Annotated in this window: 12 protein-coding genes; 10 read left to right on the plus strand and 2 right to left on the minus strand. The window is 40.1% G+C overall.

Translation table 11 applies throughout. The features are described from left to right. Positions 1-151: 151 nt before the first annotated feature. From GQR54_RS08700 to GQR54_RS08715, 4 genes are all read left to right on the plus strand, one after another. Positions 152-640: a (2Fe-2S)-binding protein gene (locus tag GQR54_RS08700; RefSeq protein WP_007582016.1), complete on the plus strand. Its 489-nt coding sequence runs from the start codon at positions 152-154 to the stop codon at positions 638-640. Positions 641-652: 12 nt separating this feature from the next. Further along, positions 653-2,944 carry a molybdopterin cofactor-binding domain-containing protein gene (locus GQR54_RS08705; RefSeq protein ID WP_166377209.1) on the plus strand — a complete coding sequence of 764 codons (2,292 nt, stop codon included), beginning with the start codon at positions 653-655 and terminating at the stop codon, positions 2,942-2,944. Between the two features lie 187 nt (positions 2,945-3,131). Continuing rightward, positions 3,132-4,103 carry a GTP 3',8-cyclase MoaA gene (gene moaA / locus GQR54_RS08710; protein WP_007582018.1) on the plus strand — a complete coding sequence of 324 codons (972 nt, stop codon included), beginning with the start codon at positions 3,132-3,134 and terminating at the stop codon, positions 4,101-4,103. 169 nt (positions 4,104-4,272) lie between these two features. After that, a complete protein-coding gene (locus GQR54_RS08715) occupies positions 4,273-5,310 on the plus strand; it encodes a GGDEF domain-containing protein (protein ID WP_166377210.1) in 1,038 nt (345 codons plus the stop codon). A gap of 10 nt (positions 5,311-5,320) precedes the next feature. On the opposite strand, the gene GQR54_RS08720 is transcribed toward GQR54_RS08715, so the two are convergent. Next, a complete protein-coding gene (locus GQR54_RS08720) occupies positions 5,321-6,259 on the minus strand; it encodes a LysR family transcriptional regulator (protein ID WP_166377213.1) in 939 nt (312 codons plus the stop codon). A 119-nt stretch (positions 6,260-6,378) separates the two neighbouring features. Between GQR54_RS08720 and GQR54_RS08725 the strand changes: the two genes are divergently transcribed. The 5 genes from GQR54_RS08725 to GQR54_RS08745 all read left to right on the plus strand — a co-directional run bounded on the left by GQR54_RS08725 (position 6,379) and on the right by GQR54_RS08745 (position 15,749). Beyond that, the gene (locus GQR54_RS08725) at positions 6,379-7,548 is read left to right on the plus strand and encodes an efflux RND transporter periplasmic adaptor subunit (protein ID WP_165740179.1); all 1,170 of its coding nucleotides are present in this window, start codon (positions 6,379-6,381) and stop codon (positions 7,546-7,548) included. A gap of 9 nt (positions 7,549-7,557) precedes the next feature. After that, a complete protein-coding gene (locus GQR54_RS08730; protein ID WP_165729477.1) occupies positions 7,558-10,710 on the plus strand; it encodes a multidrug efflux RND transporter permease subunit in 3,153 nt (1,050 codons plus the stop codon). Next, positions 10,703-12,115, plus strand: a complete 1,413-nt coding sequence (locus tag GQR54_RS08735; RefSeq protein ID WP_101217022.1) for a TolC family protein — start codon at positions 10,703-10,705, stop codon at positions 12,113-12,115. The genes GQR54_RS08730 and GQR54_RS08735 overlap by 8 nt, the downstream gene beginning before the upstream one ends. 10 nt (positions 12,116-12,125) lie before the next feature. After that, positions 12,126-13,154 carry a zinc-binding dehydrogenase gene (locus GQR54_RS08740; RefSeq protein WP_024608449.1) on the plus strand — a complete coding sequence of 343 codons (1,029 nt, stop codon included), beginning with the start codon at positions 12,126-12,128 and terminating at the stop codon, positions 13,152-13,154. Positions 13,155-13,493: 339 nt separating this feature from the next. Beyond that, a complete protein-coding gene (locus GQR54_RS08745) occupies positions 13,494-15,749 on the plus strand; it encodes an acyl-CoA dehydrogenase (protein WP_165740175.1) in 2,256 nt (751 codons plus the stop codon). A gap of 191 nt (positions 15,750-15,940) precedes the next feature. Here GQR54_RS08745 and GQR54_RS08750 read toward each other — a convergent pair whose 3' ends face one another. Next, the gene (locus GQR54_RS08750) at positions 15,941-16,903 is read right to left on the minus strand and encodes an integron integrase (protein ID WP_166377215.1); all 963 of its coding nucleotides are present in this window, start codon (positions 16,901-16,903) and stop codon (positions 15,941-15,943) included. 252 nt (positions 16,904-17,155) lie between these two features. On the opposite strand from GQR54_RS08750, the gene GQR54_RS08755 reads away from it, so the two are divergent. Next, a complete protein-coding gene (locus GQR54_RS08755; RefSeq protein WP_240918911.1) occupies positions 17,156-17,635 on the plus strand; it encodes an N-carbamoyl-L-amino acid amidohydrolase in 480 nt (159 codons plus the stop codon). The last annotated feature ends 194 nt before the right edge of the window (positions 17,636-17,829 follow it).

The following is a 17,829-nucleotide window of genomic DNA, read 5'->3' on the forward strand; positions in this document are numbered from 1 at the left end:
TGCAGTGGTTATGGTATTTAGCTGTTAATGTAGCTGATGCGGTAACTATATGTGTTATGGATTAGTAGTTACAACAATCTTAACTGTTATAACCTGCGTTTAAATTAAATAATTTAAACGCAGGTTATAAAGCTTAATCAAGGGGCAAGCTATGGTGACGTTTACAATTAATGGCAAGGTGGTTGAATCACACGCAAGTGAAGATACACCATTGTTATGGGTTATTCGTGATGAAATTGGATTAAAAGGTACGAAGTTTGGTTGCGGTATTGCAATGTGTGGTGCGTGTACGGTGCATTTAGATGGGCAAGCAACTCGCTCATGTGTTTTACCAATTGGCGCAATTGCAGGAAAAAACATTACCACAATTGAAGGGCTTAATAACGAACACCCACTTCAAAAAGCATGGGTTGAAGAGCAAGTACCACAGTGCGGTTACTGTCAGTCGGGGCAAATAATGCAAGCTGCTACATTACTGGCAGCTAATCCAAGTCCTTCAGATGAAGAAATAGTAAGCCATATGAATGGTAACTACTGTCGCTGTATGGCTTATAAACGTATTAAAACTGCTATTCAACGCGCTGCAGATGAGTCACAAAGTGTAGTAAATATATTTGATCCAAATGCACAAGACGCTTAACTGGAGCCGATAATGAAAAAATTATTTCAAAAAAATAGCGAAACCGTTAATTTAAATCGTCGCTCGTTTATGATTGGCACTGCTAGCGCAGGTTTAGTCATGGCGTTTGCCCCTGCGTTATTTTCGGGTTCGGTCAGTGCAAAAGAATCAATTGCGCAACAGGCTTTCTCACCAACCATTTGGTGGACTATGAGCACCAACGGCGCCGTAGAAGTGAGTATTGCAAAAGCTGAAATGGGTCAACATATTGGTACTGCTCTTGCGCGTATTGTGGCTGATGAGCTTGAATGTGATTGGGATAAAGTATCAATTACCTACGTAGATACCCATGAAAAATGGGGCTTTATGGTAACGGGAGGTTCGTGGTCTGTATTTCAAAGCTTTAAGCCATTATCTCAAGCCGGTGCTGCGGGTCGAATTGCATTAATAGAAGCTGGAGCTAAAATGCTCGGCGTGCCTGCAGACAAATGTCGTGCTGAAAAGGGCTATATTATTGCAGGCGAAAAATCGGTTAGTTACGCTGACATAGTTAAAAAAGGCGAGTTTAATCGTACATTTACCAGCGATGAAGTTGCAAACCTTCCACTAAAACCTGCTAATAAACGTCATTTAACTGGGCTTAAACAAGACTTTAAAGCGCTTGATATACCAGCCAAAACAAATGGCACCGCAGTATATGGGATAGATGTAGAAGTTGAAGGCATGCTGTACGCGCGACCAGTAATACCGCCAACCCGTTATGGCAGTACAGTAACAAACGTTGACGATAGTGCAGCAAAAGCTATTAAAGGTTACAAAGGCTATGAAATTTTAAATGACCCTAGTAACACAGTGCAAGGCTGGGTTGTTGTATTAGCTGATAGTTACCCAAGTGCCATTAAAGCAGTAGATGCTTTAAAGGTGAGTTACAAAAAGGGTGAGTCAGCAAATATATCTGAAGCTGATATTCAAAAAGAAGGTAAGCGATTATGCGAGCAACGCGACTCGGGTACTTTATTTGTTGATCAAGGCGATATAAAGAAAACCCAAGCAGACGCCAGTGAGTCGTTAGAATCAATGTATACCACAGCGACAGCGAGTCATTATCAGCTAGAGCCATTAAATGCGGTTGCAGAATTTAAAGACGGAAATTGGATTATTCATACTGGTAACCAATGGCAGTCACTTACGTTACCTGCGCTTGCTAAAGCACTCGAAATAGAACAAAACAAAGTAATTATTCGTCCTTACTATTTAGGTGGTGGTTTTGGTCGTCGATTATTTGGTGATTGGACTGTACCTGCAGCTCTAACTGCAAAAGCAGTAGGTAAACCAGTAAAACTGGTATTTACACGAGCAGACGATAGTTTATTCGATCAGTCTCGTTCTGCATCTGCTGCAAAAATGACGGCGTCGTTTGATAAAAACGGTACTTTTACTGGTTTAGAGCATGCATTTGCTGCAGGTTGGCCTACTAAAGCAATGGCACCAGGGTTTTTATCACCGGGTGTGGATGGTAAAGGTAAATTTGATGCATTTTCGGCATCGGGCGCTGATCATTGGTACAGCATGAGCAGTCATCGTGCACGTGCTATTAATAACGAAGTTGCACAAAGCACCTTTACTCCTGGTTGGTTACGTTCAGTAGGGCCTGGCTGGATTGCATGGAGCCTTGAGTCGTTTATTGATGAAATTGCCCATAAGCAAGGCAAAGATCCAGTTCAATTTAGAATTGAAATGTTAGACGGTAAAGGCAAGCAAGCGGGTAAAGCACCTGAGAGCGTTGGTGGAGCACTGCGCTTACGTAATGTGCTTAAAACGGTGTCTGATAAAGTAGCTTCTGTTAAATTAGCTAAAGATGAGGGCATTGGTTTTTCTGTAAGCTCAGGGCAAGAACGTACCATGCCAGCATGGCTTGCAACCGCAGCGCATGTTCACGCTAACCGTGATAGTGGTAAAATAACGCTTAAAAAGCTCTATGTTGTTGTAGATGCGGGCTTAATAGTTCACCCTGATGGCGCACTGGCGCAAATTGAAGGGTCGTTACTATGGGGCAGCAGCCTTGCATTGCATGAATCAAATACGTATAAAGATGGACAGGTATCAGCGACTAACTTTAATACTTACTTACCGCTAAGAATGCAAGATGTGCCAGATATTGACATTGAATTTTTACAAAGTGATGAGTTTCCAGTTGGTTTAGGCGAACCTGGCGTTATAGGGGTCGCTCCTGCTATTGGTAATGCTGTGTTTAATGCAGTAGGCGTGCGTTTACGTGACCTACCAATGAAGCCAAGCGAACTTAAAAAAGGCTTAGAAGCGTAAAACAAAAATAACTAAAGGGGGTATGCTTTAAGCTGCCCCTTTTAGTTATTAAATATATTTATGTAATTATTATTTATGTATCAATAAGTAGCGTTGTTTATACCAATTTGCTTAATTAAATGATTAAGTATTATTGCAAATTGGTATTAGGTTGTTATTACTTGTTGATATTAGTTAAGGTTTATTTATGCTAATCGACCCAACAGGGCGAGAGTTTAGTTACTTACGTTTGTCTATTACTGATGTATGTAATTTTAAGTGTGTTTATTGTTTACCAGATGGTTATCAGGGCGGTCATGACCGTGGCTTTCTCACAATTGATGAAATTAGCAACACGCTTAAAGCGTTTGCACACCATGGTATCGAAAAAGTAAGGATCACTGGCGGAGAGCCAACTCTTCGTAAAGACTTTATAGATGTTGTTCGCGCGGCAAAAGATGTCGCGGGCATAAAAAAAATTGCAATGACTACGAATGGTTTTTCCCTTCATAAGAATATTCATGACTGGGTAGATGCAGGCTTAAACGCCATTAATGTAAGTATTGATAGCTTAGATTCACGCATGTTTAACACCATTACTGGGCATGACAAATTTACCTCAGTAATGAAAGGTATTGATACTGCGCTTGAAACGGGTATTGATTCGGTAAAAATAAACAGCGTGCTGATGAAGCAATACAACGCAAAAGAGTTTGATACATTTTTAAATTGGGTTAAACACCGTCCCGTTACCATCCGCTTTATAGAATTGATGCAAACAAACGACAACAAAGCCTTTTTTGATGCTAACCATGTTTCTGGGCAAGTTTTAAAAACTCAGTTATTACAAACGGGTTGGCAGCAAGTTGCGCGTAGTGCATCAGCAGGTCCTGCTCAAGAGTTTGCCCACCCTGATTATCAAGGCAGAATTGGTTTGATCATGCCTTACAGCAACGACTTTTGTAGTACCTGTAATCGATTAAGGGTTACAGCTAAAGGAAATCTGCACTTGTGTCTGTTTTCTGAAGAGGGTATTTCGCTAAGAGAATATATGAACGACAGTTCAAACAGTGAATTAATGGCATTGTTATCTCGTTATATTAAGACCAAAAAACCAACTCACCTTTTACACCAAGGTAATACGGGTATCACTACTAATTTATCCATGTTAGGTGGCTAGTTGTTAAAGCCACTTAGTGATACTAAATCACCAAACGTGTCTCTAAAATACGCTATATCATCCTAAAGAATCAAATAACAGGTTGTGTTTACATGCTCTATACCAACAAGGCTTGTTAAATTATATTTTCACGTTAAACTTACTTTTTATATTTTATCAAGTGATTAGAATGGATATTGCGGCACTTAACAGCACTAAATCATTAAGGAAGAGCGTTCTTAGATGGATGTGTCTTTGTTTTGGTTTTTTATCGCTAGTATTTGCGAGTGTTAATTTAACCGTAAATAACTTTCCATTACTTGGCTATATCGAAATATGTTTTTCCGTTTATTGTATATTTACTTATATTTCAGTTACACGCCGTCCACTACAGTTTTGGCAATCCTTAATAATGTGCGCACTGGTAACGTTAATCATTATTTTAGGTACATACTTAACATCGCCACGTAATGGTGTGTTTGTATGGTCGTTTGCATTACCTATTTTGTACTACCTGTTGTTAGGTAAACAATACGGTGTAATTTTCTCTGCAAATTTATTAGTTATCCAAGTGCTTATTTTAGGGAGTAAGTCTACTCATGCCCCCTTTGAAACTTTTAACTTATCCCTTAATTTAATCTGTGCTTATTTTAGTATTTGGGCGATTTCTCATGTTTTTGAAGGAAGCCGCTCGCATTTTTCAAAGCGCCTTAAAAATTTAGCGTTACTTGATCCATTAACGGGTGCAGGTAACCGCCTTTCAATGAACCACTACTTTGAAGTAGAACTAAAAGATAAGTCGCAGTTATATTTGTTTTTACTCGATTTAGACTTTTTTAAACAGGTAAATGATGAGCATGGCCATGGTGTCGGTGACCAAGTACTTATCGAAGTGGCCACTTTACTAAGAGTTGTGCTTGGTAGAGGGTATGTATTTAGAGTAGGTGGTGAAGAGTTTGCTTTATTTAGCTCTTTTGCAAATGAAGAGGCTGCACTTAATACCGCTGAACAAATAAGAGCACGTTTTGAAAATACCACATTTGACATTGACGGCCTTGCAATTAATGTTACAACCAGTATTGGTGTTGCAAAATTTAAAAGTACTAATTCATTGGAAAGCTTTGTAAACCAAGCAGATAAACAGTTATACAAAGCAAAACAATTTGGTCGCAATAAAGTGTATTGTAAGTTTAAAAAAGAACACGACGATGAGACGGTAGTTGCTTAAGCAGGGTTACTTAATACATTTGCTCAAAATTGGGGATCCCGTTTTCCCAAATCGGTTTATCTTTTCCTAAATGCTCGCGCACAGCATCAAAAAACAACCGGGTCCTCACTGGTAAATCTCGGTGCGGATATACGGCATACATCGCACTAAACTCCATCAGTTTTACATCGGTCAATAAAGGCACTAGCTTACCTTGTATTATTTCATCACCAATAATAAATGCAGGGGCGACAAAGTAAGTTGTACCCGATAATGTTTTCATTAACAATGACTCGGCATCATTAGCACGAAACACACTTTTTATTTTTTGCTCGCAGCGTTCACCCTTACTATCGTAGTAATCTATGGTTTCTACTCGAATAGAATTACTGGCATAGCTTGCTGCTGGTAATTGCGCTAACTCTTCGATTGTCTTTGGCATACCGTAAGTTTCAATAAACTGCGGTGCAGCTAAAATTAATAATCGGTTACGCGCTATTTTACGTGCAATAAGTGACGAATCTTTAGGCTCACCTACACGAAAAGCCAAATCAAATCCTTCAGAGACTATATCTACTAATCTATCGTCTAAACGCAGTTCAACTTCTACTTGAGGAAAGCGTTTTTGAAAATCATTAAGTACAGGTTGTAAATAACGACGACCAATCAATGTTGATGACGTGATTTTTAACACCCCGCGTGGCTCTAAATGGTAGTTTTCAGCCATGCGTACTGTTTCGCCGAGCAACTCTCTAAGCTCAGCGGCTTTTTTGATCATTTCGGCGCCCGCCGCTGTGAGCGAAAACGAACGCGTTGTGCGGTTAAGTAACCTAACGCCTAACTCATCCTCTAAACGGCTAATTTGTTTAGATATAACAGAGCGATCTATGTTGCGTAATTCTGCAGCTTTTGCAAAAGAGCCTTGCTCAACCACTTCAAGTAACATTAAAAGTCGACTTGTTGTATCCATTATTACACCTTAACTAATTCATTGATGCCATTTTGGCATTAATGAATTTAAAAATCTATGGTTTTTAAACACGGGTTAAATCCGTATTATGCGAGGCTAATCAACAATGGAGCGTCTTCATGAACAAACATCTAATTGCTGCTGCACTTACTGCGGCATCTTTAACACTAGCAGGTTGTGCCGATGAGAGCACAGCTCAATCAGCACCTGCACAGCAACTTCAACCAATTGATGTAGCACAGGTGCTTGTTAAACCAGTACAAAGCTGGCACACATATACAACTCGTTTAGAGTCTCCACAAGAAGTTGCTTTAATGCCGCGTGTATCGGGAATCATCGATAGCATTGAATTTAAAGAAGGCGATGTGGTTAAAGAAGGCGATGTTTTATTTCAATTAGATGCTCGTCCATTTGCTGCTGTGGTTGCTAGTTTAAAAGCGCAAATCAACAGCGCACAAGCTGCCTTAGAGCAAGCTAAAAGTGAAGACAAACGAGCGGTACGATTATTAGACCGTAAAGCAATTTCTACTGAGCAAGCACAAGCGCGTACTTCAACACTACGCCAACGCGAAGCACAGCTTTCTGCACTTCAAGCACAACTTACTTCAGCAGAGCTTGATTTAGAGTTTACGTCAGTAGTATCACCAATTGATGGCATTATTTCTCGCGCAAATATTACCAAAGGTAATAACATACTTGCGGGTCAAAGCGTATTAACGTCAATTGTTTCAAACCAAGCTATGTACGCTTATTTTGATGTTGATGAACGCACATGGAATCAATCTTTTAATGATGTTACTGCTGCGAGTCAGCAAACTGTTGTAATGCAAAAAGTGGGTCAAAGCGATTTTGCATACAAAGGCTACATTAACTTTATTGATAACCAAATTAATTCATCAACAGGTACATTACGTGTACGTGCAGTATTTAATGAAGACAGCAACCAGTTACGCGCAGGCTCGTTTGCACGTATAAAGCTTGCTGCAAATTCTATTAGCGACGCGATTATTATCCCAGAACGTGCAATTGGTACCGACTTAAAAAATCGTTTTGTATTAACGGTTGGCGAAAACAACGTACTTGAATACAAACTTATCACTACAGGTGAGCGTTACGGTGCCTTACGTGCGGTTACATCGGGCCTTAACGAAGGTGATGTTATTGCTGTAAATGGCCCAGCTCGCGTAGGCCCTGGTATGCCAATCTCTCCGCAAACAGTAACAATTGATACAAGTGGTGTGGCATTTACATTGTTAAATGACAACGCACAACTTGTGGCTAAGCAATAAGGTTTATTGATGAAATTCTCGCATTTCTTTATACAGCGTCCAATATTTGCGGCCATGCTGTCATTGGTTATTTTAATTGCTGGTGGTATATCACTATTCCAACTACCAGTAAGTGAATACCCAGAAGTAGTTCCTCCAACCGTGGTTGTAACCGCTAACTACCCGGGTGCTAACCCGACCGTTATTGCGCAAACAGTGGCAACACCGTTGGAGCAAGAAATTAACGGCACTGAAAACATGTTATATATGTTTTCGCAAGGTACCAGTGATGGCCGCATGACACTAACGGTAACCTTTGCATTAGGTACCGATTTAGACCGTGCTCAAGTACAAGTACAAAACCGTGTAAACAGTGCGCTTCCGCGTTTGCCAGAAGAAGTACAACGTTTAGGTGTTGTGGCTGAAAAGTCATCACCAGATTTAACCATGGTAGTGCATTTATATTCACCTGAAAAAACGCACGACACAGCGTACTTATCTAACTATGCCGATTTAAACATTAAAGATGAAATTGCACGTTTACCGGGTGTAGGTGATATTCGCATGTTTGGTGCCGGCAAATACTCAATGCGAGTATGGCTAAACCCAGATGCACTTGCTGCACGCGAATTAACAGCAACAGATGTAGTAACAGCACTTCGCTCGCAAAACCAGCAAGTTGCTGCAGGTAGCTTAGGCGCGCAACCAATTTCAAACGACAGTCAATTTCAAATATTGTTAAACGTTAAAGGTCGTTTAAACAGTATTGAAGAATTTGAACAAGTTATTATTAAAGTAGGCGACGAGGGTCAGTTAACGCGTTTATCTGATATAGCCCGTGTTGATTTAGGTCAAGACACTTACTCACTTCGAGCAGAGCTTGATAATCAACCAGCACTTGCAATGCCAATATTTCAACGCCCTGGTTCTAACGCTATTGAGCTATCTGATCAAGTACGCGAAACAATGGCGCGCTTATCTAAAGATTTTCCTACCGGTGTTGAATACGACATTGTGTACGATCCAACGGTATTTGTTCGCGGCTCAATTGACGCGGTAATTGCCACTTTGCTTGAAGCAATTGTATTGGTAGTTATTGTTGTTATTGTATTTTTACAAACATGGCGTGCATCAATTATTCCGCTAATTGCTGTGCCTATTTCACTTATTGGTACGTTTGCCGTAATGCAGTGGTTAGGTGTCTCAATTAATACCTTATCGTTGTTTGGCTTAGTATTGGCCATAGGTATTGTTGTAGATGATGCGATTGTAGTTGTTGAAAACGTAGAGCGTAATATCGAAAAAGGCTTATCGCCACTTGAAGCAACCCGCGTTGCAATGAGTGAAGTAACAGGCCCTATTATTGCCATTGCGCTAGTACTAAGTGCTGTATTTATTCCTACTGCGTTTATTACCGGTTTATCAGGTCAATTTTATAAGCAATTTGCACTTACAATTACTATTTCGACTATTATCTCAGCGTTTAACTCATTAACGTTATCGCCTGCGCTTGCTGCATTGTTATTAAAATCGCACGATGCAAAACCAGATGCGTTCACGCGTTTACTTAATAAATTGTTTGGTCGTTGGTTATTTAAACCATTTAACCGCGTATTTAATCGTGGTGCTAAAGGTTACGAAAAACTGGTACAAAAACTAATTCGTATGACCGTTGTTGTTATGGTGGCTTACATAGCACTTGTTGGTGGCACAATTAAGTTATTTGATACCGTACCGGGTGGCTTTATTCCACAGCAAGATAAACAGTATTTAGTGGCTATTGCGCAGTTACCTGATGCATCAAGCCTTGATCGTACTGAAGATGTGCTTTCTCAAATGCAGCAAATTGCATTAGAAGTACCAGGCGTTGCACATACAGTTGCTTTTCCTGGCTTATCAGTGAACGGTTTTACTAATAGCCCTAACAGCGGCATTGTATTTACACCACTTGAAAGCTTTGACAAACGTACCGACCCAAGCCAATCAGCGATGGCGATTGCTGCCGAGTTGAATAAACGTTTTGCTGCCATTGATGAAGCATTTGTAGCGGTATTTCCACCGCCGCCAATTCAAGGTTTAGGCACTACCGGCGGTTTTAAACTGCAAATAGAAGACAGAGCAAATAAAGGATTTGAAGCCTTATTTAATAGTCTGCAAGCTGTTATCGGTAAAGCGCAACAAGACCCAGCATTAATGGGCTTGTACTCAAGCTTCCGTATTCAAGTTCCACAAATGGATATTGATATTGACCGTGAGCAAGCGCTAATTCAAGGTATTCCACTTGATGAAGTATTTAACGCACTGCAAATTTACTTAGGCTCTGTGTACGTAAATGACTTTAATATGTTTGGCCGTACCTACCAAGTAAATGCACAGGCTGATGCTGACTACCGCTTAGACCCTGATCAAATACTTAATCTAAAAGTACGTAACCGCTCAGGAAATATGGTGCCACTAGGCTCTGTATTAACAGTAACACCAACAATTGGTCCTGACCGTGTTATGCATTACAACGGTTACCCAAGTGCAGAACTAAATGGTAGCCCAGCGCCAGGTTATAGCTCTGACCAAGCACAAGTTGCTATTGAAAAAGTACTCGCAGACACACTACCAACAGGTATTGAGTATGAGTGGACTGAAGTAACGTACCAACAAGTACTTGCCGGTAACACCATGGTTTATGTATTCCCGTTAGTTGTATTACTTGTATTTATGGTACTTGCAGCGCAGTACGAGAGCTTACGTTTACCACTGGCAATTATATTAATTGTACCAATGACTATTTTCTCAGCCTTATTAGGTGTGTGGTTTGTCGGCTCTGACAACAACATATTCACCCAAATAGCGTTAATAGTACTGGTCGCGTTGGCTTCTAAAAATGCGATATTGATGGTTGAGTTTGCAAAAGATAGACACGACTCAGGCTTATCGCACTTAGAGGCAATACTTGAGGCATGTCGTATGCGCTTGCGCCCAATATTAATGACCTCAATTGCATTTACAGCAGGTGTTGTACCGTTAGTTCTTGCTACCGGTGCGGGCGCCGAAATGCGACACGCAATGGGTAACGCAGTATTCTCAGGGATGATAGGTGTAACCGTGTTTGGCCTATTGTTTACGCCGGTATTTTATATGTTAGTGACTAACAAAAAAGAGAAAGCGCAGGAGAATACTCATGACTAAATTAATGCAAAAAAGACTTAAAACAAGTCTGACCGCCAGTGCAGTATTAGTTGCTGCGTTTTTAGCAGGATGTGCGAGTAAAATAGACACCATGAGCGAGCAAAAAGCCGTTAACGAATTTGTTGCTAAAGCTAATATTGCTAGTAACGTTAGCGTTGCTGATGAGACAAACTGGTGGAAAAAGCTTAATTCTGATCAACTAAATGAGCTTGTTACTGGTGCGCTTGCAAATAACTATAATTTGCAAACAAGCCAGTTAACACTTAAAAGTGCATTAGCGCGATTAGGAGAGCAAAAAGCCCAATACCTGCCGCAAGGTGGCGTAAATGTTGGCGCAGCTCGAAGCGATGCACCAAGCGTGTTTGACCGCCAATCAAGTGCAAACGTTGCACTTGATTGGCAACTAGATTTATTTGGTCGCATAACGGCGTTGGTCGATGCTGCAAATGCATCAGCCATGAGCCAAGCAGAGCAAGTACGTTTACTGCAAATTGAAGTTGTTTCGTCAGTCGTTAAAGGCTTTGTAAGTTATCAAGGTAATGTTGAAAAACAACACATTGTTACGCTACAAATTGAAGCGCTTGAGCAAAGTATTGACGTACTACAAGCTCGTGTTGACGAAGGTGTAGCAAACGAGCTTGATTTAAACCGTACGATGGCGCAGCTTAGGCAGCAACAAGCATTAATGCCTGCTATTGAGTATGCAAAATACAGCGATTTATCTGCGCTTGCAGTACTAAGCGGTAAGCTAGCGCAAAATATTGCTATTGAAAACGAGCAAGGCGTGCTTGAACGTGACTTTAGCGTAGCACTAAAAAACGCTAATAATGCCATTGCCTTGCGTCCTGATATTAGCCGCGCGCTGTTTGATTTTAGCCAAGCAAATAGTTTAAGTGTTGCAGCTAGCAAAGCGTTATTACCCGATATTAGCTTATCTGCATTTGCAGGGGTTGTGAGTATAGATAGCACAGGCTTAAAAAATACCGACCAACAGTGGCAAGTAGCGCCGCAATTGCAATGGTCGTTATTAAGCTACCCAGCATTATTAGCACAGCGCGACGCGCAACAGTTTTTAAGTGAAGCTGCGTACAGCGATTATCAACAAGTAGTATTAACTGCACTAAGTGAAAGTGAACTTTCACTGCAATTGTTGGTCAATCAAGCACAGCAAAAACGCTTTGCCGATGAACGTTATGACTTTGCTAATAAAGCATTTTTACAAGCACAAGCAATGTACGAAGAAGGTCAAATTCCTTACCTTGAGTTGTTAGATGCGCGCCAGGATGTTTTAATAGCACAAGAAAATGCTGTTGAAACAACAATTTCTTCACTGCTTGCCAAAGTAAATGCTTACCAGTCATTTAATGGGCAATGGAGTTATGCGTTAAACGACACTAATAAGTAGAGTTATATTGATGCCAAATACTGAAAATTTACATGAATACATTATCCCGCAAACTATGCGCGCTATTGTACTGCCAGAACCAAATGAAGCAATTGACTTAGCGGATGCTGAGCTGCCTGTTCCTATTTGTGCAGATAACGAGCTGCTTGTAAAAGTAGAGTACGTTGGTTTAAATCCAGTTGATGGTCAATTTGCTAAAACAGGCTTTTGTAAATGGCAGTATCCACACATTTTAGGCTTAGATGCCGTAGGTGTTGTGGTTAAAGCTAATAAAGGTGTGTTTCCAAATGTTGGCCAGCGCGTTATGTGGCATGCCAACATTGGTGAGCAAGGTGCTTTGAGCGAATACACCAAGGTACCTAACTTTGCAGTGTCGGTTGTGCCAAGCGGTTTAAACCCGGCCATTGCAGCAACACTTCCATGCGCCGGTATGGCAGCACTTATTAGTTTAGATAAAATAGGCATTAGTGAAGGCGATACTATTTTTATTGAAGGCGGAGCCGGAGCGGTAGGGCAGTTTGCTATTCAATATGCAAAACAGCGCGGTGCAGACGTATTTACCACAGCATCAAAGCGTAATCATAAGTTGGTTAAGCAGTTAGGCGCTGATGTGGTTTTTGACTATAGCGATAAAAAGCTATGCGAAAAAATCCGCAGAGAACTTGGCCCACAAGGCTTTGATGCGGTTATTGATACGATTGGTGGTGAGTGTACTCAGCGTAATATTGAGTTAATGCGTTTTTGCGGACGTATTGCCTGCTTAAATCCGCTCCCTTGTTTTGATCAAGACTTAATGTATCACCGAGCGCCTAATATTAGCGTAGTATCAATTGGTGGAGCATGGCTTGCTAATAGTTTATGTGCACAACAACGTTTGAGTTTTATGGGCAACCTGTTACTTGAAGGCGCTGTTAGTGGCGACATTAAACACCCAGAAATAACGCCCGTAGATTTTAGTGCTGACTCAGTATCGCAAGCGCTTAATAAACAACTTGCTGGTGGTTTTACCGGCAAGCAAGTTGTTAAAGTTGCTAAGTGAAGCGCTTATACAATTTGATTTAAATTTAGGTAGTTTTAGCTAGATTAACTAATAATGTAGCCTCTACAAATTGAATAAAAACGTAGCCTATTTGTGCTGCGTTTTTTTATGCCCATAAAAAAATAGATACAGCGCTAGAGCTTTTGCTGTTTTATTCATCATTTTAATCAAAATACTTTTTTTCAGCGTACAACTGTAAGCCTTTGTGTTTCAACAGTTTACGTTCAGGTAAAGAAAATAAATTGAAAAAACTGTTAATTAATTGAATAGAGCAATTGATCTAAACGATTTTTTATGACGTAATGTAGGTATTATTTAGCTGGTCGGATGAGTTCAATCATGAGTTTACGTACAAAACTAAAAAAAGTATTACCAAGTATTTCTATCACAGAACAAGAAGCGCTAGACGCGGGTGATGTATGGCTTGAAGGTTCTATCTACCAAGGTAAACCTGATTTCAGTGCACTTCGCGACGTACCTGCTGCTACATTAAGCGCAGACGAGCAAGCATTCTTAGACGGTCCAGTAAAAGAGTTATTGGGCATGATTGACGATTCAGTGATTCAAAACGGCATTCATTTACCAAATGACATCTTAGAATTTTTGAAAAAAGAGCGTTTTTTCTCGCTTATCATTCCTAAGTCGTTTGGTGGTTTAGAGTTTAGCCCTTATGCAAACTCTACTATTGTTGGCACAATTGCGACTAAAAGCTCAGCAGTTGCGGTAACCGTCATGGTTCCTAACTCGTTAGGCCCAGGTGAATTATTACTTCACTTTGGTACGCAAGAGCAACAAGCACATTATTTACCACGTCTAGCAAATGGTACAGACATTCCATGTTTTGCATTAACAAGCCCAGAAGCGGGTTCTGATGCAGGTGGCATTCCAGACATTGGTACAGTTACTAAAGGCATGTATAACGGCGAAGAAGTACTTGGCCTTGAAATCACATGGGACAAGCGCTACATAACGCTTGCACCTATTGCTACCGTACTTGGTTTAGCTTTTAAAGTAATGGACCCTGATGGTTTATTAGGTGGTAAAGAAAGCTTAGGTATTACCTGTGCACTTATTCCTAAAGAGCACCCAGGTGTAGAGCTTGGTAATCGCCACGACCCAATGGGTATTCGTTTTTACAACGGTACTACACGTGGTAACAAAGTATTCGTACCAATGGATTTTGTTATTGGTGGACAGAAAAACATCGGCCGTGGTTGGCAAATGCTGGTTAGCTGTTTAGGTGCTGGCCGTGGTATTTCATTACCTGCGCTAGGTGTTAGTACAGCACAAGTTGCATTTAAATCAGCATCTGAATACGCAGCAGTGCGTGAACAGTTTGGTTTAGCCATTGGCCAGTTTGAAGGTATTCAAGAAAAACTAGCCGACATTGCAGGTAAAACATACCTACAAGAAGCAATGCGCGTACTTACAACTGAAGGTTTAGGCATGGGCTTAAAACCATCAGTAGTAACTGCAATCGCTAAATACCACATGACAGAGCTTGGTCGCGACGTGCTTGATTCAGCAATGGATATTCAAGCGGGTAAAGCGATTCAAAACGGTCCACAAAATACATTAGCAAGTGGTTATGTTGCTCAGCCGATTGCCATTACGGTAGAAGGCGCGAATATTCTTACACGTAACCTAATGATCTTTGGTCAAGGTGTTATGCGTTGTCACCCATATTTACAATCTATGGTTGAGTCAATTCACAGCGAAGACAAAGGCGCAGACAAAGAATTTAACGGTATTTTACGTAAAACAATTGGCTACAGCACAGCAAACAGCTTACGTGCTTTCCGCTTAGGTGTTTTACCATTTACAGCAAGTGCTAATTCTGAATTACCAGAAGTACGCGACTACGAAAAAGCAGTACATAAATTATCTGCAAAACTTGCAGTGTACGCAGACTTTTCGTTACTTGTACTTGGCGGTAAGTTAAAACAAGCAGAAATGCTATCGGCACGTTTAGGCGATGTAATGAGCTTCTTATATGCAGCTATGGCATCAATTAAATACTACGAGCAAAAAGTATCAAGTAGTGACCGTGAGCAAGCAGCACCTTATTTCCATTACGCGACTCGTTTTGCACTACAAAGTGCTGAAGAAGCATTGCATAAGTTTTTAGATAACTTCCCTGCAAGTGGTACACGTAAGTTTATTCGTTTTATTACAATGAACTACTCAACTAAAATGCCAAAAATTAGTGACGATTTAATCCGCGAACTAGCTAAGCAAGCTCAGCTAGATACCGCATTTAAAGCGCAAATCACGCATTTAGTTAAACCAGTAGTGGGCGATGGCCATCATATTAATGAGCAAGCTTACAAAGCTAAAATGGCATCACTTGGCGAACTGGCTAAAGTTAAAAAAGCATTACGTGCTAAAGTAATTAAACCAGGTATACGCTTTAACATCACGCTTGATAACGCACTAGCGGCAAACGTAATCACGCAAGCTGAACACGTTCAGTTAATTGATTACAACATCAAACGTGAAAAAGCGATTCGTGTAGATGAGTTCGATTTTGATATGAACCTACTAGACGATAACGCACAGCCGATTAATCCGCTTAAAAGCGTAGTTAATCAGTAAGTTAAAGTAATAAAATTCAATGATGCAAAGCGCCCGCAGTATCGGCGCTTTTATTTTTGAGTAAAAAATTAGTGTGGAGCCCCGCTTGTGTAAAAACAAGCGGGGCTTTTTTGTGTTTTTTTAAAGTCGAAATTGATAGCTGTATTGATTCGTAAGCGAGTATGTATGCCTAGAGGATTAAAAAGGGACGCTTATAATCTTGAAAAAGGGCTAACAACCCCGTTAGCACCTTGCTGCAGTACATGGGTATATATTTGCGTAGTACGCACATCACTGTGACCTAGCTGTGTTTGTACTGTGCGGATATCAGCGCCGCTTTGCAGCAAATGCGTAGCGAAAGAGTGACGCAAAGTATGTGGCGTAACGTGTTTGTTAATATGTGCATCAAAAGCGGCTTTTTTAACAGCGCGTTGTAATTGCTTTTCATCGATATGATGGCGCCTTAATTGCTTACTCTCGGGATCAAGACTTAATTTATGTGATGAAAATAAATATTGCCATCCCAGCTGCTTATTATGGTTTGGATATTTTTTACGTAACAAATGCGGCATATAAGCGCCGCTATATAAGGGGTTTTTCAGATCTAATTGCAGGTAACTATCAACTAATTGTATTTGAGAACGTAATTGCGGTATGAGCTCTACTGCAAGCGTTACAACACGATTTTTACCTCCTTTGCCATCCCAAATTCGAATGCAGTTATAGTCAAAGTCAATATCGTGAACTCGTAAACGCAGTACCTCCATTAATCGCATACCACTGCCATAAAGTAATCCACAGGGTAAATAATGCTTTGCTACACAGTGTTTAAATAGCGCTGAAACTTCTGTTTGAGTAAGCACAACGGGTAGTTTTCTTGGGCGTTCACTTTTTACAAAGTCTAATGATAATGAAAGGGGGCTCTTAATTATTTCTTTATATAGGAAACTTAGCGCATTTAGTGCCTGCGCTTGTGTGCCTTGCGCTACGTTTTGCGAGTTTACTAAATGGTTCAAATACGATTCTACTTGAGTGTCTCCCATAGAGCTTGGGTGCTGCATATTATTAAAGCGGATATAGCTAGCTATCCAAAAAAGATAAGCTTCAATAGTGCTCTTTGCATACCGTTTGCTATACATATGGTCTTTAATCATGGTTAGAAAGAGAGATTTCATAAATGATATTCAACTTTTAAAAACATACTGTATATATAGACAGTTGTTCGTGTTTTGTCCAATAACATTATTAAAAGTCGTTTTGGTGTATTTTAACAACAATAACTTTACAAAATACGTAATTACCTGTTTACATAGAAGTTGTTTAGTGGAATTATTAAGCAATGTAATATACGCCGTTTTGGGGTGTTATAAACCCCCAAAGTGGTGTTCAATAAGCTGTTAAATGGCTACCTTCATATCGGAGATATTTTGAGAAATCCATATACAACTAATAGAAACAGATTGGCGGATGTAATTGCTGCTATTCAAGTAATGGCAACTTACAAGTTTTACAAAGCTGATCATTCTACTTGGGCTAAAAGAATTGAGGGTAATGAGTCCAATGGTGAATATTGGAAAACAATATTTGAAGATCATCCTGAGTTTTTTCGTTTAGGTGGAGGTCGTAATAAAGCGTCTTTAGTTTGGCGAAGAAATTATCAGAAACTCTATAATGTCGACTTAGAAGAAAAAATTTCGAGAGAGAAATTTAAAGCTCTTACTGATGAGCAGAGAGTTCGTATTTCTAGAGTACCATTAAGCAACGATGATATTTCGACGTTAATTAACACTGCAATCAATTTACATTCTAGCGAAATAGATCATAAAAAAGACTCTAGATGGTGGGTCGCAATAGTATCTGGGTTAGTTGGTATTATTATTGGTTCTTTAATAAAAGTGTTTGCATAAAATCCATTTAACAAGCGCATTAAATCTGACGTCACACATTGTCCTATTTTTTGCTTAAAAGAAAATGACGCAAAAAAGCATCCAACATGTTCCGCAGCTTATGCGGGCGTTGAGGCTGTAGAATTACTCTTTTTAGGAACGTATCCAACTATTTTTTTGTTGGTTGCTTTTTAACCTTGAATCCATCTGTTCGC

The sequence above is a fragment of the Pseudoalteromonas sp. Z9A4 genome (assembly GCF_011378845.1).
Classification (GTDB): Bacteria; Pseudomonadota; Gammaproteobacteria; order Enterobacterales; family Alteromonadaceae; genus Pseudoalteromonas; species Pseudoalteromonas arctica.

What these genes read in the sequence shown, in the direction of transcription:
- GQR54_RS08745 (WP_165740175.1), top strand. Translation starts at nt 13,494, where the DNA reads ATGAGTTTACGTACAAAACTAAAAAAAGTATTACCAAGTATTTCTATC.
- GQR54_RS08740 (WP_024608449.1), top strand. Translation starts at nt 12,126, where the DNA reads ATGCCAAATACTGAAAATTTACATGAATACATTATCCCGCAAACTATG.
- GQR54_RS08750 (WP_166377215.1), bottom strand. Translation starts at nt 16,903, where the DNA reads ATGAAATCTCTCTTTCTAACCATGATTAAAGACCATATGTATAGCAAA.
- GQR54_RS08735 (WP_101217022.1), top strand. Translation starts at nt 10,703, where the DNA reads ATGACTAAATTAATGCAAAAAAGACTTAAAACAAGTCTGACCGCCAGT.
- GQR54_RS08700 (WP_007582016.1), top strand. Translation starts at nt 152, where the DNA reads ATGGTGACGTTTACAATTAATGGCAAGGTGGTTGAATCACACGCAAGT.
- GQR54_RS08715 (WP_166377210.1), top strand. Translation starts at nt 4,273, where the DNA reads ATGGATATTGCGGCACTTAACAGCACTAAATCATTAAGGAAGAGCGTT.
- GQR54_RS08705 (WP_166377209.1), top strand. Translation starts at nt 653, where the DNA reads ATGAAAAAATTATTTCAAAAAAATAGCGAAACCGTTAATTTAAATCGT.
- GQR54_RS08720 (WP_166377213.1), bottom strand. Translation starts at nt 6,259, where the DNA reads ATGGATACAACAAGTCGACTTTTAATGTTACTTGAAGTGGTTGAGCAA.
- GQR54_RS08725 (WP_165740179.1), top strand. Translation starts at nt 6,379, where the DNA reads ATGAACAAACATCTAATTGCTGCTGCACTTACTGCGGCATCTTTAACA.
- moaA (WP_007582018.1), top strand. Translation starts at nt 3,132, where the DNA reads ATGCTAATCGACCCAACAGGGCGAGAGTTTAGTTACTTACGTTTGTCT.
- GQR54_RS08730 (WP_165729477.1), top strand. Translation starts at nt 7,558, where the DNA reads ATGAAATTCTCGCATTTCTTTATACAGCGTCCAATATTTGCGGCCATG.